This window comes from Pseudoalteromonas sp. OANN1, assembly GCF_024124685.1.
Taxonomy (GTDB): Bacteria; Pseudomonadota; Gammaproteobacteria; order Enterobacterales; family Alteromonadaceae; genus Pseudoalteromonas; species Pseudoalteromonas piscicida.
The window spans coordinates 63,396-87,064 of the sequence record NZ_JAMXSE010000025.1 but is presented as its reverse complement, the minus strand read 5'-3'; the positions used below and the strand labels follow the sequence as shown (position 1 = coordinate 87,064).

21 protein-coding genes and 1 riboswitch are annotated in these 23,669 nt (G+C 42.7%); of the genes, 12 read left to right on the top strand and 9 right to left on the bottom strand.

All coding sequences use genetic code 11. The features are described from left to right. The first annotated feature begins 126 nt into the window (after window positions 1-126). The 3 genes from NH462_RS18545 to NH462_RS18535 all read left to right on the top strand — a co-directional run bounded on the left by NH462_RS18545 (window position 127) and on the right by NH462_RS18535 (window position 2,268). Window positions 127-729 carry an alpha-ketoglutarate-dependent dioxygenase AlkB gene (locus NH462_RS18545; protein WP_253107127.1) on the top strand — a complete coding sequence of 201 codons (603 nt, stop codon included), beginning with the start codon at window positions 127-129 and terminating at the stop codon, window positions 727-729. Window positions 730-736: 7 nt separating this feature from the next. Then, complete coding sequence (locus tag NH462_RS18540; RefSeq protein WP_253107125.1) at window positions 737-1,456, top strand: nitrilase-related carbon-nitrogen hydrolase; 720 nt, start codon at window positions 737-739, stop codon at window positions 1,454-1,456. Window positions 1,457-1,527: 71 nt separating this feature from the next. Further along, a riboswitch (yybP-ykoY riboswitch) is annotated at window positions 1,528-1,668 on the top strand. 36 nt (window positions 1,669-1,704) lie between these two features. Next, entirely contained in the window at window positions 1,705-2,268 is a 564-nt protein-coding gene (locus NH462_RS18535; RefSeq protein ID WP_253107123.1) for a manganese efflux pump MntP family protein, read from the top strand. A gap of 493 nt (window positions 2,269-2,761) precedes the next feature. Here NH462_RS18535 and NH462_RS18530 read toward each other — a convergent pair whose 3' ends face one another. After that, the gene (locus NH462_RS18530; protein ID WP_253107120.1) at window positions 2,762-4,927 is read right to left on the bottom strand and encodes a M3 family metallopeptidase; all 2,166 of its coding nucleotides are present in this window, start codon (window positions 4,925-4,927) and stop codon (window positions 2,762-2,764) included. A 238-nt stretch (window positions 4,928-5,165) separates the two neighbouring features. Here NH462_RS18530 and NH462_RS18525 point away from each other — a divergent pair, with 238 nt between their 5' ends. Beyond that, window positions 5,166-5,741 (top strand): DJ-1/PfpI family protein, encoded by a 576-nt coding sequence (locus NH462_RS18525; protein ID WP_010376023.1) that lies wholly within the window; start codon window positions 5,166-5,168, stop codon window positions 5,739-5,741. Between the two features lie 46 nt (window positions 5,742-5,787). Here NH462_RS18525 and NH462_RS18520 read toward each other — a convergent pair whose 3' ends face one another. From NH462_RS18520 to NH462_RS18510, 3 genes are all read right to left on the bottom strand, one after another. Next, on the bottom strand, window positions 5,788-9,186 hold the full coding sequence (locus tag NH462_RS18520) for an ATP-binding protein (protein WP_253107118.1): 3,399 nt from the start codon (window positions 9,184-9,186) through the stop codon (window positions 5,788-5,790). A gap of 154 nt (window positions 9,187-9,340) precedes the next feature. Continuing rightward, the gene (locus NH462_RS18515; protein WP_253107116.1) at window positions 9,341-10,324 is read right to left on the bottom strand and encodes a glutathione S-transferase family protein; all 984 of its coding nucleotides are present in this window, start codon (window positions 10,322-10,324) and stop codon (window positions 9,341-9,343) included. Between the two features lie 9 nt (window positions 10,325-10,333). Beyond that, a complete protein-coding gene (locus NH462_RS18510; RefSeq protein WP_253107114.1) occupies window positions 10,334-10,621 on the bottom strand; it encodes a pirin-like C-terminal cupin domain-containing protein in 288 nt (95 codons plus the stop codon). Window positions 10,622-10,891: 270 nt separating this feature from the next. Here NH462_RS18510 and NH462_RS18505 point away from each other — a divergent pair, with 270 nt between their 5' ends. The 3 genes from NH462_RS18505 (at window position 10,892) to NH462_RS18495 (ending at window position 13,165) form a co-directional block, all read left to right on the top strand. After that, window positions 10,892-11,401, top strand: coding sequence for a DUF2141 domain-containing protein (locus tag NH462_RS18505; RefSeq protein ID WP_010376030.1), 510 nt, complete (start codon window positions 10,892-10,894; stop codon window positions 11,399-11,401). A 148-nt stretch (window positions 11,402-11,549) separates the two neighbouring features. Then, on the top strand, window positions 11,550-12,437 hold the full coding sequence (locus tag NH462_RS18500; RefSeq protein WP_010376032.1) for an ABC transporter ATP-binding protein: 888 nt from the start codon (window positions 11,550-11,552) through the stop codon (window positions 12,435-12,437). 2 nt (window positions 12,438-12,439) lie between these two features. Next, window positions 12,440-13,165 carry an ABC transporter permease gene (locus NH462_RS18495; protein ID WP_253107112.1) on the top strand — a complete coding sequence of 242 codons (726 nt, stop codon included), beginning with the start codon at window positions 12,440-12,442 and terminating at the stop codon, window positions 13,163-13,165. A 251-nt stretch (window positions 13,166-13,416) separates the two neighbouring features. Here the strand turns inward: NH462_RS18495 and NH462_RS18490 are convergent, their stop codons facing one another. Both NH462_RS18490 and NH462_RS18485 read right to left on the bottom strand, forming a co-directional pair. Continuing rightward, entirely contained in the window at window positions 13,417-13,836 is a 420-nt protein-coding gene (locus NH462_RS18490) for a DoxX family protein (RefSeq protein WP_253107111.1), read from the bottom strand. 135 nt (window positions 13,837-13,971) lie between these two features. Then, on the bottom strand, window positions 13,972-14,868 hold the full coding sequence (locus NH462_RS18485) for a LysR family transcriptional regulator (RefSeq protein ID WP_010376038.1): 897 nt from the start codon (window positions 14,866-14,868) through the stop codon (window positions 13,972-13,974). A 103-nt stretch (window positions 14,869-14,971) separates the two neighbouring features. Between NH462_RS18485 and NH462_RS18480 the strand changes: the two genes are divergently transcribed. Beyond that, window positions 14,972-15,817 (top strand): SDR family oxidoreductase, encoded by an 846-nt coding sequence (locus NH462_RS18480; protein WP_010376040.1) that lies wholly within the window; start codon window positions 14,972-14,974, stop codon window positions 15,815-15,817. Between the two features lie 51 nt (window positions 15,818-15,868). On the opposite strand, the gene NH462_RS18475 is transcribed toward NH462_RS18480, so the two are convergent. Next, on the bottom strand, window positions 15,869-16,225 hold the full coding sequence (locus NH462_RS18475; protein WP_010605604.1) for a hypothetical protein: 357 nt from the start codon (window positions 16,223-16,225) through the stop codon (window positions 15,869-15,871). Window positions 16,226-16,424: 199 nt separating this feature from the next. Beyond that, complete coding sequence (locus NH462_RS18470) at window positions 16,425-16,991, bottom strand: uracil-DNA glycosylase family protein (RefSeq protein WP_253107110.1); 567 nt, start codon at window positions 16,989-16,991, stop codon at window positions 16,425-16,427. Between the two features lie 192 nt (window positions 16,992-17,183). Here NH462_RS18470 and NH462_RS18465 point away from each other — a divergent pair, with 192 nt between their 5' ends. Genes NH462_RS18465 through NH462_RS18455 form a run of 3 tightly spaced genes read left to right on the top strand, consistent with a single transcriptional unit; the run spans window position 17,184 to window position 19,401 of the window. Then, window positions 17,184-17,489: a hypothetical protein gene (locus NH462_RS18465; protein ID WP_253107108.1), complete on the top strand. Its 306-nt coding sequence runs from the start codon at window positions 17,184-17,186 to the stop codon at window positions 17,487-17,489. Continuing rightward, the gene (locus tag NH462_RS18460) at window positions 17,486-19,069 is read left to right on the top strand and encodes a PepSY-associated TM helix domain-containing protein (protein ID WP_253107100.1); all 1,584 of its coding nucleotides are present in this window, start codon (window positions 17,486-17,488) and stop codon (window positions 19,067-19,069) included. Before NH462_RS18465 ends, NH462_RS18460 begins: the two co-directional genes overlap by 4 nt. After that, window positions 19,069-19,401 (top strand): DUF3325 domain-containing protein, encoded by a 333-nt coding sequence (locus NH462_RS18455; RefSeq protein WP_010376049.1) that lies wholly within the window; start codon window positions 19,069-19,071, stop codon window positions 19,399-19,401. Before NH462_RS18460 ends, NH462_RS18455 begins: the two co-directional genes overlap by 1 nt. Before the next feature lie 348 nt (window positions 19,402-19,749). On the opposite strand, the gene NH462_RS18450 is transcribed toward NH462_RS18455, so the two are convergent. Beyond that, window positions 19,750-20,316, bottom strand: coding sequence for a hypothetical protein (locus NH462_RS18450; RefSeq protein ID WP_253107098.1), 567 nt, complete (start codon window positions 20,314-20,316; stop codon window positions 19,750-19,752). A gap of 459 nt (window positions 20,317-20,775) precedes the next feature. Here NH462_RS18450 and NH462_RS18445 point away from each other — a divergent pair, with 459 nt between their 5' ends. Further along, a complete protein-coding gene (locus tag NH462_RS18445) occupies window positions 20,776-23,658 on the top strand; it encodes a hypothetical protein (RefSeq protein WP_253107096.1) in 2,883 nt (960 codons plus the stop codon). The last annotated feature ends 11 nt before the right edge of the window (window positions 23,659-23,669 follow it).

The following is a 23,669-nucleotide window of genomic DNA, read 5'->3' as shown; positions in this document are numbered from 1 at the left end:
AATATACTTTCCTGTATTCTCATCGCCACAAAGGGCGGATCAGCGCAATCTCTGAAGTAGGAAAAGGGAGCTGCTTTAGTGCTTTTCTTTTTGTTAAAGAAAAATAGCAACAACAAGGAATTAGTCATGAAACTTCCACTTATAGATAACGCCGAGGCAGAGTATATTCCAGCGTTTCTGACCAAGGCAGAAAGCCGCTTACTGTATCAGTGGTTAATCAAGCACTGTGATTTATCTCAGCCTGAAATCATCACCTTGCCTAACGGTGAAAATACAGAGATTAGACCCTGGAAAATGATGTTTGTAGAGCCAAGGCTAGAAGATCCAGCGGTATTTCCTAGCTATCATGGTAGACGCCAAGCTTGGCCTGATTTGATTGCATCAATACAGCAGCGATTACAGACTCAAATAGGTGTCGAGTTTAGTGTCTGTGTCTGTATTTTTTATCCAGATGGTGAAGAGTACATGGACTTTCACAGTGATCTGTCCGCATTTGGGCCAACTAATGTTATCGCTTCTCTGAGCTTAGGTGCCGAGCGCTTGTTTCAAGTTCGTCATCAAGAAAATCCCGATGAACAATTTGAACAGCTGCTAGAAGATGGCTCGTTATTTATCATGGGAAATGGCTTTCAAACGCAGTTCCAACATGCAGTACCTCCTGCACCTAAAGAGATTGGTGCTAGATTCAATCTGACCTTTCGGCAGTTTACTTGGCCCAATATTACGTAGGTGAACGATGAAAGTGGGATTTTATCAATTTGCAGTCAACTATGGCGACCCTCAATACAACCGGACAACCATAGAAAAAACTTTATCACAGGCTGACTTTGATCTCATCGTCTTACCCGAATTATGTACTTCGGGTAGCCTCTTTCTTTGCCACACTCATATGGAGGAAATGGCAGAGGAGTTATCCGACAGCACGACTATCAACCTGCTGCAATCTATCGCACAACAGCAACAAGGTACTATCATTGCTGGCATCATTGAAAAGGCGGACTGTGAGCACTTTAATAGTGCGGCTATAGTGGGTCCAGAAGGGATTGTTGGCGTACATCGCAAGGTTTTTTTAGCGCCGCCCGATAAGCGCTTTTTTCGATCAGGTAATGCATTCAAAGTGCACGAAGTAATGGGTATTAAAGTGGGTATTTTATTATGTTACGACATCTGGTTTGAAGAGGGGCTGACGCAACTCACCGAGCAGGGTGTACAGCTCATTGTGAACCCTTCAAATTATTGTGGCGAAGACAGCCTTGATACAATCATAAAACAAGCCAAGAAGTATAAAGTCCATATTATGTCAGCCAATCGCCTAGGAATGGACCACAGCAATGGCACGGGAATTCAATTTATCGGCCAAAGCCTTCTTGTGAACCCTAATGGCGAGGTACTTATACTCGGCGATGCTAAGGAGCAGCTTATCACAACCGAAATAGACTGCTTTGCCCCGTCATAAAGGTAACGAGAATTATTACCGTCAAAAGCTGCTCAATTTTGGTTTTGCATCCACTGCAATTCTTGATATTATCGCAACTCGTTGGGGAGTAGCCTGCTTCCAATGCTCGGAAGAGTCCGTATCAACATAATTGGCCACATGCCATGGTGCGGACACCTCTCGGTTGGCGAGACCATCGATATATCCATGCCTGTGGTCGGGCGTGTGGATGTATCGTGGACTCAAATCGCCCGGCCGGAGCAATGTAAATGAATTTCGTCACCCTGCTACTGTTAGCATACGCCATGTCTACCGATGCGTTTGCTGCGGCAATCGGTAAAGGCGCCAGCCTAAAATCACCTCGGCTTACCGAAGCCATAAAAATCGGCCTTATTTTTGGGATTATTGAAGCCAGTACACCGCTGATTGGCTGGTTAATAGGACAATCTGCTGCAGACTATGTCGAGGCTTGGGATCACTGGATTGCCTTTATCTTATTGTTAGGGCTTGGCGCTCATATGATTTATGAAAGCCTTAAGGGTAATGACGATGCGCCAACTCAACACGCTAAACAACCTTGGTTAAAAACCATTATCACAGCGTTTGGCACCAGTATTGATGCAATGGCTGTCGGTGTCAGTCTCGCATTTGTTGATGTGAATATATGGCTCGCCGCTTCGCTCATTGGCCTTGCCACCACCATGATGGTAACAATTGGTGTGATGATTGGGCATTCGGCTGGAAAGTTCCTTGGTAGTCGAGCTGAAACCTTTGGTGGGGTGATCTTAATCTGTGTGGGAACTTGGTTGCTATATAGCCATCTTTCGATTTAATCGCAAAAAGAGCGGTATATTTACCGCTCACTTGCTTATGTACGCCCTTGACATTAGGCCTTTTTAATCGCTTTTTTCAGCTTTTTGATTTTTGCTTCATGCTTTTCAATCTTTGCTTTACGCGCTTTCAGCTCTTTTTTAAGCGCTTTAACATCGCTTTTCTTCGCCATAACTAATCTCCTTTGGTTGTTTTGCGAACACCTACTACCATAGCAAAGTGGCTGACAATATCAAACTGCACTCGTACTAAGGATCTATCTAATCCTAAAACAAAACCCCTTAGCATCACGCCAAGGGGTTTTTTATACCAATTTACTAAATTAAGTGGTCTATTTTGAGGCAAGAAAATCTTGTCGATAGCCCAGCAAAAATTTTGCTATTTAGTTGTTCTAAATGATAAATTTTTAACACAGCTAGCGTCAGATTTAATCCCTCAAATTGAGCAAGTATTAAGTCAAATTGGTATTATTATCCGAATAGTAGAGTAAACTTTTTACTTCTCTACTGGAAAGCCTCTATCACGCATAAGCGCTTCAACTTCAGCGTCACGGCCTCTAAACTTGCGATACGCTTCTGCTGGATCCATTGAGTTGCGAACTGAGAATAGGTAATCCACTAAACGCTGTGCAACGTCTTTGTCGTAGAAGCCACCTGGCGCTTCAGCAAACGCTTCTGCTGCATCAGAAGTTAATACCTCAGCCCACAGGTAACCGTAGTAACCCGCTGAATAACCTTCACCTGAGAACACGTGACCAAAGTGAGTAGTACGATGACGCATCACGACCTCGTCCGGCATGCCTAGCGCACCTAACTGAGACTTTTCGAATGCAACAGGATCACCAATCTTATCAGGATCTGTGGTATGGAAAAGCATATCCATGATAGCCGAGCCAAGGTATTCAGTCGTCGCGAACCCTTGGTTAAAGGTTGCTGACTTCTTGATTTTCTCGACTAGTGCTTTAGGCATAGGTTTACCTGTTTTATAGTGAACTAGGTAACGATTGATCACTTCATCTGTCGCCAACCAACGCTCCAATAACTGAGATTGGAACTCAGTGTAGTCGCGCACGCCAGAGTTTGAACTTGGATACTTCACGTTTGATGAAAGCGCATGCAGTGCGTGACCAAACTCGTGGAAATAGGTTTCTGCATCTGACCAAGAAATTAAGGTCGCTTCACCTTCTGGTGCTTTCACAAAGTTGGAGTTGTTTGAGCTAAGCACATTTGTTTTACCATCAAATGTTGTATGGCTACGATATGATATGGCCCACGCACCAGAGCGTTTACCTTTACGTGCGAACGGGTCTAAATACCAAAGGCCGATATTATCACCGGTGGTTTTGTCTGTTACTTCCCATACACGAACGTCAGGGTGGAACACTGGTACTGAGCCCTTAGGCACTTCGGTGAACTCAAAGTTAAACAAACGGCCTGCAACATAGAACATTGCTTCGCGCAGATTGTCTAGCTGTAAATAGGCTTTAACTTCGTTTGAATCCAATTGATATTTAGCTTGGCGAACCTTCTCGGCGTAGAAACGATAATCCCATGGTTTGATCGTGATATCAGCGCCTTCTTTGTCGGCGATCGCTTGCATGTCAGCAACTTCTTCTTTCACGCGCGCAATTGCTGCTGGCCACACTTTTTTCATCAGCGCCATCGCGTTTTCAGGCTTTTTCGCCATGCGATCTTCAAGACGCCACTGCGCATAATTATCGTAACCCAGTAAGTTAACGCGCTCATGTCTAAGCGTTAAGATATCAGAGATAATCGCTTTGTTGTCGTACTCATCACCGTTGTTGCCGCGGTTATAGTAGTTGCTCCATACTTTCTCGCGTAACTCACGCTCTGTTGAGTAGGTTAAAAATGGATCCATTGACGAGCGAGAGTTGGTGATCGCGTACATATCCGCCTTGCCGCGTGCTTTTGCAGCGGCCGCTGCCGATGCAACAAACGACTCAGGCAAACCTGACAACTGCGCTTTAGTGAGGTAAACCACGTAGTTTTCTTCATCAGCAAGGACGTTATTTGCAAACTTAGTATGTAGCTTTGATAGCTCAAGGTTAATGTCTGCGTAACGCTTAGCGTCTTCACCTTTTAGCGTCGCACCATTGCGAGCAAAGCCGTTATAACGCATCCAAGTGATACGCTGCTCTTCTGCCGTTAACTTTTTATATTCTGCACCTTCATAAACGGCTTTTACACGTTCAAAAAGCGCTTGGTTTTGGGTGATTTTAGAGCTGAATTCTGAAAACTTTGGCACAACTCGCGATTGGATTTCTCTAAACTCTGGGCTTGAAATGTTTGCACTCCAAAGGCCGTAGTAGGTAAAAACGCGATCCAAAGCGGCACCCGCTCTTTCAAGCGCAACAATGGTGTTCTCAAAAGTTGGCTTAGCTGGATTATTGGCTATTGCTTCAATTTCTTTCAAATTATCAGCCATACCAATTTCAAGCGCAGCTTCTAAATCTTCAAGCTTCATTTTGTCAAAATGAGGAACGCCTTGATAAGGACCTGAAAACTCCTGTAAAAGCACGTTATCATATTGCTTACTTTGCAGTGATTTTACTGGTTCTTGGCTTTGCTCTGCTGTGCCCGCACAACCCGCAAGGGCTAAACATACAGCTGCACTTAATAATGTGATGGAAGGTTTGAACATATTGTTTCATCGCTTGTTGTTATCGTGGGATAGATATTACGGATCGTCTCTAAAAGTGCAATCGCTTTGCGGGAGAAACAAGGTTCTCTGCGATAGAGCAAAAATGCTAGTACTCATAGTAGCTTAAAGACACTCAAACTATAGTGAGTAGAGTTTTTTCATGGGTTGTTACAATTTACCTTGAAAATTTAACTAAAATCAGCCAAGTTAGTAAAAAACTGATCTGTGAGAAGAAATAATGGAAGTTGGTATTTTTATCTATGACGGTGCGGAGTGTTTAGATTTCTGTGGCCCATTTGAGGTATTCAACACCGCAAAGCGATTTATCGAAACGCCAATTAACGTCAGCTTTGTCGCACCAAGTCATGTTCCTGTTACCTCGCGTGGCGGCATGAGTGTAAACCCCCATTACAGTATCTACTCGCACCCAAAGTTTGATTTGCTCATCGTAGTCGGCGGACTGCATCACCAAATTTGCGGAGATCACAACGTACTTAATTGGCTTGCAGAAACAGCGAACCATACCTCTCAGTGCGCATCTGTTTGTACGGGTGTGTTTTTATATGCCGAAGCAGGCCTCATTGATGGCAAGCGAGTCACCACCCACTGGCAGGATATTGACGATTTGAGAGAGCAATATCCCTCTTTAGAAGTCGTTGAGGACGTAAGGTTTGTAATGGATCAGAATTTTACTAGCTCAGCGGGTATTTCGGCAGGTATCGATATGAGTTTAGAACTGGTGAAAAAGCGCTTTGGGCAATCGGTAGCAAGAAAGACTGCAACCCAAATGGATTATGACTGGCCTAGAAGTTAATAATGATGAGTAAACCCACCATTATTAAACTAAGGCCTCGCTCACTCTAGCCATTGTTGATATCTGCGAACTCTAACTCACTCACGCGCTTTTTCGCAAATACGACGACTTTATCGTATTCACTTTGCGCCTGTTCCAAGTGTGATTTACACTGCCCTGCTTGGTGCTCACGCGCATAAGTCTCTATTTTATCGAGCAGATCAAAAAGTGTTTCTGCAGCTAAATCACCAGCTTGACCTTTAAGTGCACGGCTGTACCTTGCCGAAGCGTCGCAATTACTATTTTTGATACTCAATCTAAGCTGTTGCATTTGATTTTCAGAGTCGTTCAAGAATAAGGTGTACACCTTTTTAAGTAATTCTTCGTCCCCAGAGAGGCGCTCGAGCACGTCAGCTTCGTTTATCGGCATGCCCGTTTGCTCTTCTGCCACGCTTTCAAACGGGTGAATAAGCACAGAGTCATCATCCTTAGCATGCACACCTAGCACATCTAGCACGTCAAATAACTGTTCGACGACCACAGGCTTAGTCACAAACTCATCCATTCCTGCATTGAGACAACGTTCTTTTTCACCCGCAAGGGCACTGGCAGTCATCGCAATAATGATCGCATCTTTATACTTATCGCCACCTTGACCTTGACGGATCGCTATTGTGGCCTGATAACCATCCATTCCTGGCATATTACAGTCCATAAAGATAGCATCAAAATCAACCTCTTGATGCTCAAATAACAGTAGTTTATTCACAGCATCTTGACCATCAACGGCAAAACTCACCTTAGCTCCTTGTCCTTCCAAAATGCCTTTTGCCACAATCCGGTTGATTTGATTATCGTCTACCACCAAAAAGTGACAGCCCGCGACCAAGTTACCACTTAATGCGACTGTCTCACCTGACTTCTTCAAGCTAGGCTGTAATCGAATTGCTTTATTTAAGTCAAATAGCGCGACAAATTCTCCAACCCGAAGAGGTGAAGAGATATGCACTATGTTATCAGCATCGTTAATATTCTGAAGTTCATCCCCCACCAATATAAGTTTCTCAAAGTGATTTTGAGTTGATTTCACCTGAATATAATCTTGCTCATTCGTAATGATGCATATATCACTCTGCGTCTCTTTCTCAACGTACTTACCACCGCATTTAGCGATAAGCTTAGCGATAGAGTCTGACTCCAATTTGGTTTTACTGAGCACAGAGACTGTTTTGCCGGCCAATACTTCAGGCACGTTGATGGGTTTAGTTTGCGCACTAGAAAACGGTAATTCAAACCAAAACTTGCTGCCTTTAAACTTTTCACTCTCAAAGTGAATATGGCCGAGCATCTTTTCGACTAACTGCTTACAAATAGAAAGTCCAAGGCCTGTTCCACCAAACTCGTTCGAGGTATTAGCAGATTCTTGACTAAACGATTGAAATAGCTTGTTTTGATTAGCTTTTTCAATTCCCACGCCAGTGTCTTCCACTGTGACTTTAAGCCATACCGTGTCGTCTAACTGTTCTGTGGTAACGGTCAATTTCACATGACCTTTTTTAGTAAATTTAATCGCGTTACTAAGGAGGTTATAAATTATTTGTTTAACGCGCGCCGCATCACCGCACAGTTCAATATGCGCTACACCAGTTTGGTCCAAAATATAAGTGATACCTTGCTCTTTGGCTTTCGCCGACATAGACAGCGCGACATGTTCAATGACAGAGAGCGGGTTGAATGGTTCATTATCAATGTCCAGCTTACCCGCTTCTATCTTCGACAAGTCCAGCACATCGTTAATTAACGACAAAAGCGTAGTCGAGCTGGTTTCCATCATTTCTAGGTACTTATGTTGGTGCTTAGTAACGGGCTCTTTTCTCACCAAGTTTAGCGACCCTAAAATACCATTGAGGGGCGTTCTCATTTCATGGCTGATAGTGGAAATAAATGCACTTTTCACTTCTGACGCTTTCGCTGCTTTATCTCGAGCCTCCACCAGCTCTTTGGTACGCTCCTCCACCTCTTGCTCTAGTCGTTCATTTGCACCAACTAACTGTGCCTCCGCTTCTTTTTTCGCAGTGATGTCTTCAACAAATAGTGCGACACCCTGAATGTGCCCACTCCCCCCATAGATAGGTGATAAACTAAGTGATAGCCAGATGTTTTCATGGGCGTTCAAGTCTAGTTGTAATGACTTAGACTCCACCACTTCGCCCTGTAAAACCATATTGGCATAGTGAAATAAAAACTGATGCACAGCCTCTGGCAAAAACTGTGGGTTGTTACCTAAATGACTGTTATTCAGCAGCTTAAAGAAGCGCTGTGCCGACTCATTAAAGCTGGTGAGCTTTAAGTTGCTATCAAAGCCAAGGACACCATCTGATGCACCATCTAAAATCGCCTTAAACTCTGCTCGCGTTGAATCAAGCGCACGTAAACTACTGGTATATTGCCAAAACGCAAAAAAGATGAGAGCGAATACACCGCAGGCAATCGCGAGTAAAACATAGGTGGTTAATCGTTTTTCATTGAGGCTTTGCTGATAGGTGGCAAAGGGGATGAGATTAACCAGCTTTACCGCTAAGTTATTAAAGTTTGCCCCTTCGACCTTGCTAATTAGCGCTAAAAACTGCTCCCCAGTTTGCTTATCTTCCACCAGTTGGATGTTACTGGACCACGGAGTAACGCGATACAGTGTATTAAAGCTGATTTCAGGGTTTAAATCCTTGCTATATCGTAGCGAAAACTCGGGGTGATAAATAAACGAATCATCTTCACCTAAGAACATCACTTTTTGCATATCTGGCGCTTGAGAGACTATCCTCTCTATCATCTTTTCAGCATTGGTATTAATTACCAAGATACCAAATAAGTCGTTATCTATATCGTAAGTCGGTAAGGTAAAGCGTTTGGTTGGTTGAAAAGGCGTAACAATTTGTCCGTGCTCGCGATTTAAGTTGATTGTTGTGGAATAGATAGTACGTTCTGGCAGTTGCAGTGCTTGAACGTAATAGTCGTGCTTACTTTTATCTTGTAATTTGCTATCAGGGACCGTGATCACTTGGCCTAGCTGTCGCTCAACCCTAACCATTTCCATCCCAGAATGGGCATCAAGTAGGCGGATCTGATTAATGCCTTCATACGAATATAACATTGACCTAAAAATCGTGCTTAGTCGTGCCCGCCAAACATCAAGCGGCGTGTTTTCTTGAGGGTCGATACCATCGTTTTTTTCCGCTCTGGCGATCCCCTGAATTGGCGGGGTGTCTAGCAGAAAATAAAGAAACCGGCGGTTATCGTCGATCTCTCCCAAATAAATATTGTTTTGCGCCCAATGTACCTGCTCTAAGCGCTGATAAAAGCTTTCGTTAAGGTCGCGATGGATACTGTTTTCAAAATATAAGATGGCACTCACCATCACGGCGAGCAGCAGTACAATAGCGCCCTTAGCAATATTGGAAGAAGACACATTTTCTCCTTGGACAGTGGCCTGACTGTTAGGCATAAAGACCTAAAATGCGTTTGCACTTAAGCACAAGGAGCAGCTATAAGCAAACGCATTATTAAATCTAGTCCAAATAGAAACAAAGACAAAGATTACTTACCCTGCACACGGAGGTTATTTACAACGTGATGCCTTTACGGTTATGAAAACGGTGATAATCAATGCTTGGCCCTTCTGGTACCACTTGGGTTGGATTGATCATCGTATGGCTAACGTAGTAGTGCCTTTTAATGTGGTAAAAATCAACCGTATCTGCAATACCTTGATGTTGATATAAGTCACGCACATACGCAGAAATATTGGGGTAATCTTCGATTTGCTTAATGTTGCACTTGAAGTGACCATGGTACACGCTGTCGAAACGGATGAGAGTCGTAAATAGTCTCCAGTCGGCTTCCGTTAATTGTCCTTTCACAAGATAACGTTGCGCAGCGAGTCTTGCTTCGAGCTTATCTAGCGCGTTAAATAACGCGCTTACCGCACTATGATAAGCATCTTGGGTTGTCGCAAATCCGGCTTTATATACGCCATTGTTGATGTTGTGATAAACAAAGTCGTTTATTTCATCGATTTCATGCTGTAGCGCCTCTGGGTAATAATCAGTGTCGTTTCCCGTTATCTGGTTAAAGGCACGATTAAACATACGAATGATTTCACTCGATTCGTTGCTCACGATTTGCTCCGTTTGTTTATCCCAAAGGACTGGCACCGTGACTCGACCCGAATAATTTGGGTCGTTTTTCGTATACAGCTGATGCATAAAGCTGAGCTGATACAGGCTATCACCGACTTCTGGACGCTGACTGGTAAAACACCAACCTTGATCTAACATATCAGGGTCTACAATCGATACATCAATATGCGCCTCTAAATGTTTAAGCTTTCGGAAAATGAGCGTTCTATGAGCCCAAGGACACGCAAGAGAAACATACAAATGGTAACGTCCAGACTCGGCTTTAAAGCCCGCTTTACCCGTTGGCCCTGCACTGCCGTCTGCTGTTACCCAATTTCTTAGTTTTGCAGACTCACGCTCAAACTTGCCTTGGCTACTTTTTGTGTCATACCACTTATCGTGCCATTGACCGTCAATTAATAATCCCATGTAAACCCCCTATACAATATCGCCGAAGCGTCCTTGTTGATAATCTCTTACCGCTTGATGAAGCTCCTCTTGGGTATTCATCACAAATGGTCCCATATGCGCTATTTTTTCATTAATCGGCTGCCCTGCAAGGATCAAAAAGCCAACATCATCCGTCGCTAAGAGAGCTAGGTTTTTACTTGGGTCAAGCTCAAGCAGCGTTTGCTCCCCATAGTTTTCAAATCCAGCGATGCGGTTAATATTTACGCCAGCACCATCTTGTGTTGCCTGTGCTTTGTTAGTTCGAATAATTTTCATAATAGCTCTCGGGTTAACCTGAACTTGGAATAATCAGTTCAGCGCAATTATTTAATAGTTAGCCTACCAAACCTGCGTGAGAATAAAATTAGTCAAATTTGGCTATTTCGTTCTATTACATCGAATGATTGTTCCAATCTATTACAACGCGTGGTCATACTGGTCAGAACAGTCTTTAACATTGCTCGCATCTAACAATTTTTAACAGTATTTACACAATTATCTGACAAGCTTGTGAAGCTACAATTTAACCCTTAATAGGAGCAAAGGATGAGGTCCCTAAGTTTATTGTTTGCGCTGGCACTACTTGCGGCGTGTAGTTCAACAAGTCCGGTAAGCGTAAATACGGTTGCAGGTCCCCCAACGAATCTTACGGTTGAGATCACTGATGTGACCAATACCGATGGTCAAATGCTAGTACTGTTATTTGACAACAGCGCTGACTACCACAGCGATAAAAATGTGAATGATCCAGACGCTCACTTTTTCCGCAAGCTGATTGTCACACCGCAAACCCCTACCACAACGGTCACTTTTGAAGGCGTGCCTGCAGGCCAGTATGCGATCCACGTGATCCATGACGAAGATGGTGATGGCGGCATGGATCGGATGATCTTCCCATTTACCGGTATGCCAAGTGAGCCTTATGCGCTGTCGAATAACATTCACGATAGCTTTTCAAAAGGCGATTTTGAAGAGGCTTTGTTTACTGTAAAGGCCCCTGACACTAAGATCCAACTTGCCCTCTCTACGCATTTATCAAAAATGACAGGGCTGTAATGCTTGAATACTCACAGGTGCAGCAATGCCTGTGAGTTCTCTTTTTAAGTTCTGACATTTGTCATTTTATTTCCTGACAACCCTCACTCACGCTTCATCTTATAGCAGCGCATACTGCAAATCGTACAGTTCAGTAGGAGCGAAGACGGTGAGCAACGCCATTGAGTTATCAAATATCAGTTTTGCATACAACAATACTAAGCCAATATTAGCAGACCTAAACTTTACGCTTGAACAGGGTAAAGTATATTCCATTCTTGGTCCAAATGGCGCAGGAAAAACCACCCTAATCAATATAATGCTTGGCAGACTAAGACCCACTTCAGGACGAGTTTCGGTTCTTGGTCATCAGCCTGAGTCTGATTTTTGTCGCCAGCGCGTGGGTGCCATGATGCAGTTAGGCGGACTACCTCTGCAAACCAAGGTGAAGGAGTTTCTAGCGTTATTTGCAAGTTACCATCAAGCCCCAATTCCATTGGAGAGGTTAATTTCACTCTGCCAATTAGCACCATTTTTAGAACAAACTTTCGATACGTTATCTGGAGGTCAAAAGCAACGACTGTTTATGGCAATTGCACTGGCAGGCAATCCCGACATTGTTTTTTTGGATGAACCCAGTGTTGGTATGGATGTAGAGTCAAGACAGCAACTGTGGCAGGCCGTACGGACGTTAAAACAACAAAATAAAACGGTACTCCTTACCACACACTATCTTCACGAGGCAGAAGCATTAGCGGATGAATTGTTGGTGTTAAAAGAAGGAAAATGTACCAAGCTTAACGATATACCTGAACTTGCTTACACCTATCGTCGCTCACAAATCAAGTTCACCAGCGACCTGTCTGCTGCTGCACTGGTTAACGCACTTCCCATGATAGATCTGAATGTTAAAGGCGATCAGTTCACTATATTGACGGACGAGCCAAACCATATTTTGCAGCAGTTATTAGAGAAATTTTCTATCCGCAATTTGTATGTAGCCCCAATGAGCCTCGAAGAAGCTTATTTATCTCTAATGAATGCTAGGAGCGCTTAACCATGATAAACACAACATCCTTTATACTTGAAAGCAAAACTGAACTCTTGAGCACATTTAGAAGTAAGGGTTTTGTGATCCCAGCCACCCTATTTCCTTGCTTGTTTTATCTTTTCTTCGGCGTGGTGTTCAGTCATCATGACTCCCATAACTATATGTATATCAATTATCTGATATTTGGCATGATAGGACCTGCGCTATTTTCCTTTGGCGTTAACGTCGCCCTTGAAAAGCAAAATGGTTGGCTGATACTCAAGCAGCTCTCTCCCGTTTCTCCCTATCAGTATCTGCTCGCAAAATGTGTGAGTGCGACGGCTTTTTCATTGCTCGTAGCCTGCCTAATGAGCTTGCTGGCATTATTTTCTGGCGTGTCTTTAAGTTTAGCTCAATGGTTACTCGTGATTGCCATTGCCCTGCTCGGCACCTTGCCTTTGTGTATGTTAGGGCTGTTAGTTGGGCTGTCAGTGTCAGCAAAAGCGTCACCTGCAGTGGTTAATTTAGTTTACCTACCACTCTCCTTGCTTTCTGGCTTGTGGCTGCCTATCACACTATTTCCTGAAGCAATGCAATGGTTTGCTTGGCTGTTGCCCACTTTCCATATTTCCCAGTTAGCGCTTTCGACCATTGATACCACCTTGGGTTTTCCAATTTACCTCCATGTGGCCGCCCTAATTACACAAACGCTAGCATTATTTTTTGTCGCACAAATTAAATTTAAAAAGGCTTAACAGGACAACCAAAAGCGCACGGTCCCAACCCTGTGCGCTTTTATTTTGTAATTACTTAACCTGAGGTTTGGATAAGGAATGTTCCAACTCATTGTTGCTAAAGCACAACTTAGTTTTTTCCTTGTCTAGCCAGAGAGTTTTAGGGAAAACAAGGCGAATTTACGCACCAATAGCTGGCTATTGGAAGTGAATTCAACGCAGTTAGCGCTAAAACTGGCTGCTAGAAAGGCATTAATTATCCGCAGCTCAGGTTACTTACTCTCTACGAGCTTACTATCGATACTGAATTTACCAGCACCTGACACGGCAAGTGCGAGAAAGCCACCAGCCATTGCAATATTTTTAAAAAACATTAAGAACTGCATTTGGTCGGCCAGCTCAAAGTGAAACAGCAACGCACTGACAACACTAAACCCTGCAAATGCAATTGCTGTCAGTTGAGTAAATGCTCCCGCAAGAATGAAAAGCCCTCCTATCAACTCAAAGGCTATAACCAATGGCAGCAGCTCGCTTGGTAATCCGCTTGAAGCCATGTATGCAGCATTACCTTCGAAGTATTGGATTTTATTAATCGCAGCCAGTATAAAAATGCCTGACAGCCCTACTCGACCAAATAAAGATAATACTGATGCCATGGTACTGTTCGGTTTAATGATGTTAATTAGGTTCATGATACTTTCCTCGATAAATATAGACGGTATTGGATTGGCTCTCGGTGATGAGCCGTTAGAAGAAAGCATACGTTCGCTTTAAAATAATTAAATTAGTAAAAATATCACACATCATTCTATTGAAAAGAATTAAAGTTATCCAAACAGATTCGCTTCCAATAGGTAGTCAATAACCGCCCGTGTCCTAGGTGGAATTTGTTTACGTGATGGATACACGAGAGAAAACACCAGTTGCTCGCTACTTAACTCTGGACAGATCATTTGTAACTCCCCATGCTCAACTTCTTGCTTCACAGTAGAAGGCAATAACTGCGCAACTCCTAATCCTGCCACTGTCATTTGTTGTAACAGCATAGGGGAATTGCACCAATGTACTTGAGTTGGTGTAAAGTTTACGGCTTCACCGCCACGATAAAATTGTGTCATCCCCGTTGATTTAGCCTGCTCTAACAGTAACCAAGGTAACTGATTTAGCTGTGTGTCTTTGCTTGGTAAACCATGCAATGCTATCAGTTTAGGGCTTGCATAGAGCTTAAAACATTCTTGATGTAATTGCCTTGCAACCAGTGCGCTATCTTTAGGAAAGCCAACCCTGATGGCGAGATCTATTTGGTCGTTAATAATATCGCGCTTGTCATCATCAACGATGATATTTAACTGGATCTTCGGATATCGTGCAGTGAGCTCAGGAAGTTTAGGTAACAGAAACTTATGTGCGGTGTCGTGTGTCATGGTTATTGAGACCATACCATGAGGCTCTTTGTTATCGAGCAATACCTCAACATCATCCAAAATAGCGTGCAATGAATGCGCTTGAGCCAAAATGTCACGCCCCTCTCGCGTTAGCGTGAGTTGCCTCGTGCTACGCTGCAGTAGTCGAACGCCTAGCATGGTCTCTAACTGAGACACTTGTTCACTCACTCTAGAACGGCTAGTAGCCAGCTTTCGCGCAGCTTGAGCAAAGCTTCCCACATCCACAACCGTTGCAAATATCGCTAAGAGTTTTAGTGCATTTAAGTCTATTGTACTCAATTTCAGAACTTATCATACCGAATTAACCCACTTATGATAACAAAAATTACCACGCATAATAGCCACATCTAATACATTCTCGTTTTAAAAAGAGGTATACATCATGATCGCAATCACAGGCGCAACAGGCAAATTAGGTCAATTAGTTATCGAGTTTTTGGCACAGAAGATCCCAGCCAAGCACATTGTGGCTCTAGTTAGAGATCTCGATAAAGGAAAGGCACTTACCAATTTAGGGATCACTGTACGGCAAGCTGATTACGACAAACCGCACACACTTGACGCAGCACTTACAGGTGTTGAAAAACTGCTACTGATCTCAGGCAATCAGATCGGAAGCCGCACACCTCAACACAAAGCAGTTATTGACGCCGCAGTGAAAAACCAAGTGCGCTTAATTGCCTATACCAGTATTTTGAATGTGGACAATTCACCACTAAAGCTGGCTAAAGAGCACAAAGAAACAGAGGCGTATTTGAGATCAAGTGGCGTGGCTTATAGCATGCTGAGAAATGGATGGTATAACGAGAACTACACTGATTTAGTACCTGTATTTACAGCAAATAATGCCATTACCTCAATCGCGCCGAAAGCTCAGATCAATAGCGCTGCTCGTGCAGACTACGCACTGGCTGCTGCAACCGTATTAAGTAGTTCTGGCCATGATAATTCAGTCTATGAGCTGGCTGGCGATAACGCATTTACAATTGAAGGTTTGGCACAAGCTGTGTCAAAGCATAGTCAAGTTGAAGTAAAAGCAAAGTTTGTATCTGACGAAGAGTATTTGGCCTACTTGGTTGCTCTTGGCGTGCCCGCAGGTTTTGCCGCACTATTGGTTGACGCCGAGGCACAAGCGCAACAAGGATATTTGGCAACCCAGAATAATGCGCTCAGCCAGTTGATTGGTCGCCCGACCACAACGGTGGCCCAGTCGCTCGCAAAAAATTAAGCGTATTTTACCGCTGATATAGTGCACAGGCTTTGCTTGTGCACTTATTTTTTACTCAACCTTACCTTCTAAGGTTGATATCAATAAGTCTCGGCTCACTAGAAAACCACAAATGCTCACCACGACTAAAAAGATACCGTACATAGAGCCGATATAAACCCAGTCGCTTTGGCCAAACCAAAGGCTTGCACGAGTACCATCATTCACTAACAAGATGTTAACAAGAGACAATGTGATCACGCTGCGAAAATAAATCGGTTTATCCATATGGCTCGCAAATGCTGCGATAATGAGGGAAAACAGGCATAAGTAGAAGCCTATAACGGAAAACGCACCAGGTTGCATACTAGGATAAAATGCGACGAGAGAAAGGAGTACAGCAGCCCAACCGGTAGTTTTGTATATCATTATCAAGTCCTTTGAAAATGTTAAAAAGTGTTTGTTATGTAAACAGGCTGGAGTATGAGGTAATACTCGTAATTACGCAACTAAATGGTGATAAATATTGGCTGATATGACCTTTATTCCTTAGTTTTAAACCTATCAGATTGCCTTTGATTTTAAACCTAACCCTAAAGCATTAATTGAAAACTTAATTATCGCGTTATCAAGATGATAGCGCAGCTGAAACTCTTGTCTTTAACTGCGGTACACTGTCTTTTTCAAACCAGTCGTGCTTTTTTAACCAGATCTGATTACGGGGGCTAGGATGAGGTAATGGCAAATGACTTTGGCTGGAAAAGTCAGCATTTTTTACCACCTCAGTTACTGATGAATATTGCGTTAAGTAGCATTTTTGCGCATATTGCCCAATAAGTAGTGTCAACGATACGTGGCTGAGTGTAGCTAACACCTGAGAATGCCACGTTGGCGCGCAGATTTTAGGCGGCGGTAAATCTCCAGACTTCCCTTTACCCGGGTAACAAAACGCCATAGGCATAATGGCAAATAGTTCAGGGTTATAAAACTGTATTCGATTTACACCGAGCCAGTCTCGCAATCTATCTCCACTTGGGTCATTAAACGGCTGGCAGGTTTGATGTGCTTTTAACCCCGGCGCTTGGCCTATAATTAAGACTTTGGCCTTATAACTGCCTTGGATGATAGGTTTTGCCCCCATGGGAAGCATTTTATCGCAAAGCCTGCACTGCCTAACACGTTCAAAAATATCCATCTTCCCTTACCTGTTTTACCCAATCGCACCGTGGGTGATTATGACATAACCACATTCAAAACCCCATTGAACCAAAAGCACTTAGTCGTTAAAACGCCTCCACTCAACTTAAAACAAGTACGAATCACTATCATTTAGATGCAAATTATTGGATAATATTCTATTACGTTTTCTGTCTTTTTAAGAGGTGCTATGCCTAGTCGGGATAACACAAACAATAAGGCTATTTTGTACAGAGCTGAAGTGCTAGCACGCTTTTTCATCGCTATTTTCGGCGGCTATTACGTGACCGTTTTGGCTTCATCTTTGTTAGCTTTAACTTTACCTACTCCGCGCCTAGATGCGCTTTTATATGCATTAACAACCGGCATCGTCTTTTACGCCATCGTTTTTATTTGGGTGCTTGGATGCCGCTCTTTTAGAAAAGTATTTCTTGGCATGATCGGACTACTTTGTATTCTCTACGGCGCACTTACGCATTTTGGAGGCTCCCTGTGAGAGAGTCATTTTTCCGCAGTATGACTTGGCTACACACTTGGGTTGGTTTACTCGTTTGTTGGTTGCTGTTTTTAATCTTTTTTGCCGGTACAGCGAGTTTTTTCAGACATGAGATCAGTCTGTGGGCACAACCTGCGACACATCATCTACCTCATTACGATAGCGCTCAACAAAATGAAACCGTCAAAAAGAGTATCGAGCGGTTTCAAGATATAGCACCAAACGCAGAATCTTGGCGTATTGAAATGCCAACGGAGCGTCGCCCCAGCTTGCTACTGATGTACTCAGAAAAGCCAGCAGAAGGAGAAAGGCGCGGAAAACGCCACTCGGAGTATCTTGACCCAGTAACGCTGGAGGCACTTCCTGAGTTTAGAGAGACTAAAGGTGGTAACTTTTTCTACCGTCTGCATTTTGACTTGCATTACATGAACGCGATCACCGCGCGTTGGATTGTCTGTTTTGCAACTCTGTTTATGCTGATTGCGCTTATTTCTGGCGTAGTGATCCATAAGCGCATTTTCAAAGACCTATTCCAATTTAGAAACGGGAAAGGGTTGAGAAGTTGGCTAGACGCCCACAATCTCTCTTCCGTGGTGGCATTACCGTTTCATATTATGATCACTTATACTGGCTTAGTGACGCTTATCTTTATGTTGCTGCCACAATCTGCCGAGCAGCGCTTTGAAGATACAAAAACGCTCCGAGCCGAACGCTACCCCTTTCTTGCTGAGATCCCTGAAACAGGACAGCCACTGCAGGATCTTGAATTAAATACAGCGTTAGATCATTATTTTACTAACTCAGGCGACGCACCGCTTCGCCGCATTGTGATCTCATCGCCAGGAGATGCAAGTGCAACAATTAAGCTTTATGCCAATGCTCAACGTGCTGTTCAGGATGATCCACCAAGCTGGATGTATAGCGCGGCATCAGGAGAGTTGTTAAAAACACACAATGTGACACTGTCTGGCGCTGAAAATCTTTACGGCGGAATGATAGCACTGCACACCGGGCGGTTAGCAGAGCCGCTTTTGCGTTGGTTATACTTTGTTGCTGGATTAGCAGGATGTGCCATGATTGCAACGGGTGCGGTTATGTGGGCAAAAAGACTGCGCCAAAAGCTCAAAGGTGATGACAAGCCGGGTGTAGGCCTTAGGCTTGTGGAGTCGCTCAATTTAGGCACCATTATGGGTCTGCCAGCCGCAACGGCGATGTTCTTTTATGCAAACCGATTGCTTCCAGTGGAATTAGCGGGGCGTGCAGACAAAGAAGTTCTGGCGTTCTTTGTTACGTGGGGAGTATTCACTCTGGCTGCTCTCTTTAAGTCGGATAGACTAGCGTGGCGGCTATCTGCGAAAGTGAATGCAATCGTGTGGGGCCTACTGCCTGTCGTAAATATGCTAACCACTGATAGCAGTCTTGTGAGCTATTTCATTAATGGTCAGTGGGTATTATTTGGTTTTGATGTGATGGCTATTGGTATCGCGTTCGGTTTCTTGGTTCAAGCCAAAAAGCTCGGCAGTACCAAAGCAGCACCAGCGACACCACGTCGCCAAGCAAAACATGAGGTAAACGCCTAATGGAATGGCTAACGTTTTTACTTTGTCTGCTAGCGTTTATGGGTTTTGCAGTAGCAAAACCCAATCACTATAAAGAAGTATTTGGTACACGTCCAAAAGGAAACATAACAAACCAATTAACCATTGCCGGCTGGCTTTGCCTCAGCGGCAGCTTGGCACTTGCTCTTAAAACTCAAGGGGCCTACGGTAGCTTAGAGTTTATCGGTTATATGACCTTGGCAGTATTACTACTTATCGCTATCTTTGCGACCAAACCTAGTTACTTCAGATCACTATTTTACCTAGTCATTACCGCTATGCTGCTCAGTACGCTGTATTGGATCATATTTTAACTAAGGCGCCACTAATGGCGCCTTTTTTAGATCACAATTTTACTAACATTCCTTTGTTAACTCTTTGAAACCACATCATTTAGCATAAAATATCAGCAATAATGGCGGTATACAGCGCAAATTTACTAACTCAAACTAAGGTAAGTTAGTAAAATCGTGATCTAATGAGCTCAATTAGCTTAATCAGTTAGTAAAAATATGATCTGATAGTCTTGTTTTCGGACTAGCTTAGTAAAATCCTGATCTAAGCGCCAAAGGAATACTATTGGTTAGTTAAATTCTGATCCAGAAAACGAGAAGAGTAACTCAGCTCTGCTCCGAGCTTAAGTTTTATCTTACCTTCAAGGTCTATAGCGCTCTATGCTGCGCTAAAAAGTCACGGGTCAGTTCGTTGGCTTGAGCAATTTCTTCTGGTGACATTTTTCCCTCGAGATCTCTGATAGTCCACTCAACTCTGCCAAATACGTTACTGTTACTCACCACTTCTACAAAAAAGTAAGCAAAAGCGAGAGACTTAACATAATCCTGCCCACCAGTTTGTGGATCTAAGTGTTGAAAGCCAGAGATAAGCTTTAGCATCGAACTCTCACCACCTTGAAGTGCGACCTTGTGCGCTAAGCGATACTTAGTCGTGATAAATGCTTGTCGACGCGAAACTTGTTCATCTCTTGGGACATCTTTTAACTTCAGCTCATCAACCAGCTCAACGTCGCCCAGTAGCCAAAGCAAAGACACCGCTTTATCTGAGCCCTTTTCAGCAGCTTCTATCAACATGTCAACATAAGGGCCATCGCGATCTGCGATGCCTAAGCACATTTTAAATTTTCTATGCATACTATCTATGATTTCATAGTACTCATCATTAGCATGCGCTCGTTCAGCCCAAGTGTCGAGTTCACTCTGCGTTTTAGGCACTCTTCTGCATATTCTTATGTTGTTTGCATTTTGAAATAGACGCTCACGATCTAAATGATCCGATTGGGTTATGACTTCATTACTTACAGTTTTCTTGCTCGCATAAGCTTCTATTATGGAAGGTTTTTCAACGACATTAATATCGTTACTTGCCGGTATTTTATGAGTATTTTCGTACAAGCTCAGAGAAAATAGAATGCAAAGGCTAATAAAAATGACTATTACCGCTAACTTTTTCAATCAACAACCATTCCCAACTCTTCATGATTTACACAGAGATATAATTAGGTGAACCAGAATTAACTACTTACTGCTATCCAACAATAACTCGTGCTATATTCTTTCGACAAAAAGCTTTTCATAAAAAAACAGCCGAACTAAGTTACTGATAATAAACAATGTAAGTAACTCATGATACCCCCTTAAATATAAAGTTCTTATAAAACAAAAGGATTATGTATGCAGAGTGTACATTTAAAAGTAAGTAATAGCTTTGCTCTAGCACTTCTTCTTACAGCTTCATTTGCTCAAGCTCAAAATGAATTACCACAGTCTTATTTCAACCTCTCTGAAATTAGACAATTTGAAAAAGTTTTACACGCAGAGAAAAAACCAAATGGAGAGCATGAAATAGTATTAGTCGACACAATCGACAATTCTAATTATGTGACTTTCTTAGTCAAAAAAGATGATCGTTTTATCGTTAATCAAAGAATGTTACTTGGTGCAGCTACAAGTAAACATGTACTTGTTACTGTAAATAACACTGCGTCTCAGTTTTTAGTCTTAGCAGCAGAAAATCGATTATTAGTTATTGATACTAATAGTAAAACTCTTATTAATTCGACTGAAATATCAACATCTCCCATTGTTTCTTTGCAAAAATCGCCGTGGAAACAAAGCGAGGTGTTGATTACAACAGCAAGTTCAATATACGCAGTATCCATCGACAGTAATACCGAAGTTCGAAAACTATCTGATGTTGGTGGTAGCATGCTCGCAGGTAGCTTTACTGCTGAGAATCGTAAACAGATATTGCTGTCCACAGGAGCTATCTATGAGCTCATCGCGGAACAGTTAACGGTGGTGGGTAATGCCAATGCAAATGTATTATCTGGCAAAAACTTCTTAAAGACTTTAGATGAAAATAAGGACGGTATTCACGAAATCTTAATGCAAAATGACGCTGATTCTCAAGTTGAGATCTTTGATAGTATTTCTCAACGAATTGAAGCTATTTTCGGACTGCCAGATGAGCACCGAATAGTCCATCCAATAAATCAAACAGAAACTGATAAGTTGATAACTTGGTCATCGAGCACAAGAGGCCTCGAACGGCAGTTTGAGCGATACCGATACTGTGTTAGAGACTTAAAAAGAAATGCTCCCGCAGCAAAATGCTATCGCTTCGATCATGACCTTAGATACGTCCATCGTTTTATAACCTACTATGGAGACATCACTTTCGATGGTAAAGTAGATTTGATTTATACTACTGAATTTAACCGTCAAAACATTATTTTTGATACTCATGTCGCTTCACAGCAAGCCATGTTACCAGAATATGATGTTCGCTGTATGCATTCTCAGCAGAATATGATTGAGGATGTCAACAACGATCAAGCGCAATTATCTTGCCACTCCAAAACGCTTTTTGAAAGTGCAATGAGCGGGGGAACTTACACCAAGAACATGAGAACCAAAATCAGCTTACAAAACAGCGATACACTCTCAAGGTATACGTATGATTCTGAATTTGCCGAGTACCTCACAAGCAAAAAGTTTGAATTTTATGATGATTTCAACAACGATGGAAAGCTAGATAAACTCTTCTATACGTATTTGCTACTCGACAAATATCCTCATCGCTTCATTGTTACCACTCAAGAAGAAGCCAATGAAAACAGTCTAGATAGTGTTACTCTCCCTCTAGAGTTTCATGTCGAACCACTTAAAAAGCTTGTCTACGCAAGAACGATAGAGAGCCATCTATTGCATGGGTTATATGTTCAAGTGCAGGATTCTACATGGTATTACCAATTTGATTCAGAATTTCAGCAAATTGGTGACGGGTCATATGTCGACATAGCATCTGCAGCATACCATGAAGAAATTGGCACTTATGCCTTAACGAAAGATGGTGCCATTCTTGTGATCAATACAAGCGAAACTCCACTTCCAATCACAAAAGTGTGTGAAGGTGATGTGCCGGTCGGGTTACACCAAAGTGGCCCACATTCACTGATCTATTCTTGCAGTACAAAGTTCGGCCAGCTTGATACATTTTCTCAGCAAATAGATTGGGAAATCAATGGGGTTGCCAATAACGGCTATGTTAATACTTCGGTAGTGAACGATAGTAAGTTTTTGGTGACATCTGGATCCGCTCCCCAAGTGTTTGAAATCGCAAAAGGTCAGCCAAATCAGGAAGTAATACCGCCACTCGACTATAGAGTTCATATTAGCGAGCAATTATCTATTACGCTACCAGAAAAACATGAAAATACCTCCTACGCTTTCACAAATTTCACCCGTCATGGGGAGCTAAGCTCAATAGATCCTGCACCTAGTCAGCGCTTTTTATATCAGCCACAGTCTCTTGGCCATGAATACTTAGAATATAGTGCAACGCAGGGAGAGTGGGAAGTCGCAAAAGGGGATGTCAACATTGAAGTCTACAATGCCCAACCACAAATAAACAATATTGAAGTGGCTACTCACTGGAATAAGCCCTTAAAGATTACATTACCTGCAGAAGACGACGATTCAACATCTTTAAGCTATTCCTTGCTAAATAAAGAAAATATCGAAGGGCTCACATGGCTTGATAGAGAAGCCGGGATTTTACTATTTACACCCACATCTTGTTGCGGTGACGTCCATATACAATACAAAGTAAATGATGGTTATGTGGACTCTGAAACTGGCATTGTATCGATTAAACTCACCAACAGCACACCAACCGCCGAGAACTTAGCGTTTGATGCTGTACGAAATGAGCTGACAACAATTAAACTTGATGGTAACGATGCTGACTCAGACCTACTTATTTACACTGTGAGTAACCCAAATAAGCTTGCAAATTTCATTCTTGATAGCCAAACAGGGGTGGTAAAATTTACAGCGAATGAAAGTACACCACAAAGTTTCCACTTTGAGTACTTTGTATCTGATGGTTTCGCAAACTCAGAAACTAAGATGGTTGAAATCAGTGTGAAAAATCAGCCAAAAACACCACCAGAGAAAAGCTCTGGCAACATGCATATGCTTTTACTTATTTTTCTCCTAGGGACCTTCGTCCTGAGATCCCCAAAGCGTTTGTTAACCTTTAAAAAAGGTTAAATCTGATGTAG

Excerpts from the sequence above, each read along its gene's own strand:
- NH462_RS18495 (WP_253107112.1), top strand. The coding sequence starts at position 12,440 with ATGATAAACACAACATCCTTTATACTTGAAAGCAAAACTGAACTCTTG.
- NH462_RS18465 (WP_253107108.1), top strand. The coding sequence starts at position 17,184 with ATGCCTAGTCGGGATAACACAAACAATAAGGCTATTTTGTACAGAGCT.
- NH462_RS18445 (WP_253107096.1), top strand. The coding sequence starts at position 20,776 with ATGCAGAGTGTACATTTAAAAGTAAGTAATAGCTTTGCTCTAGCACTT.
- NH462_RS18525 (WP_010376023.1), top strand. The coding sequence starts at position 5,166 with ATGGAAGTTGGTATTTTTATCTATGACGGTGCGGAGTGTTTAGATTTC.
- NH462_RS18535 (WP_253107123.1), top strand. The coding sequence starts at position 1,705 with ATGAATTTCGTCACCCTGCTACTGTTAGCATACGCCATGTCTACCGAT.
- NH462_RS18505 (WP_010376030.1), top strand. The coding sequence starts at position 10,892 with ATGAGGTCCCTAAGTTTATTGTTTGCGCTGGCACTACTTGCGGCGTGT.
- NH462_RS18530 (WP_253107120.1), bottom strand. The coding sequence starts at position 4,927 with ATGTTCAAACCTTCCATCACATTATTAAGTGCAGCTGTATGTTTAGCC.
- NH462_RS18540 (WP_253107125.1), top strand. The coding sequence starts at position 737 with ATGAAAGTGGGATTTTATCAATTTGCAGTCAACTATGGCGACCCTCAA.
- NH462_RS18515 (WP_253107116.1), bottom strand. The coding sequence starts at position 10,324 with ATGGGATTATTAATTGACGGTCAATGGCACGATAAGTGGTATGACACA.
- NH462_RS18455 (WP_010376049.1), top strand. The coding sequence starts at position 19,069 with ATGGAATGGCTAACGTTTTTACTTTGTCTGCTAGCGTTTATGGGTTTT.
- NH462_RS18470 (WP_253107110.1), bottom strand. The coding sequence starts at position 16,991 with ATGGATATTTTTGAACGTGTTAGGCAGTGCAGGCTTTGCGATAAAATG.
- NH462_RS18545 (WP_253107127.1), top strand. The coding sequence starts at position 127 with ATGAAACTTCCACTTATAGATAACGCCGAGGCAGAGTATATTCCAGCG.
- NH462_RS18490 (WP_253107111.1), bottom strand. The coding sequence starts at position 13,836 with ATGAACCTAATTAACATCATTAAACCGAACAGTACCATGGCATCAGTA.
- NH462_RS18510 (WP_253107114.1), bottom strand. The coding sequence starts at position 10,621 with ATGAAAATTATTCGAACTAACAAAGCACAGGCAACACAAGATGGTGCT.
- NH462_RS18480 (WP_010376040.1), top strand. The coding sequence starts at position 14,972 with ATGATCGCAATCACAGGCGCAACAGGCAAATTAGGTCAATTAGTTATC.
- NH462_RS18475 (WP_010605604.1), bottom strand. The coding sequence starts at position 16,225 with ATGATATACAAAACTACCGGTTGGGCTGCTGTACTCCTTTCTCTCGTC.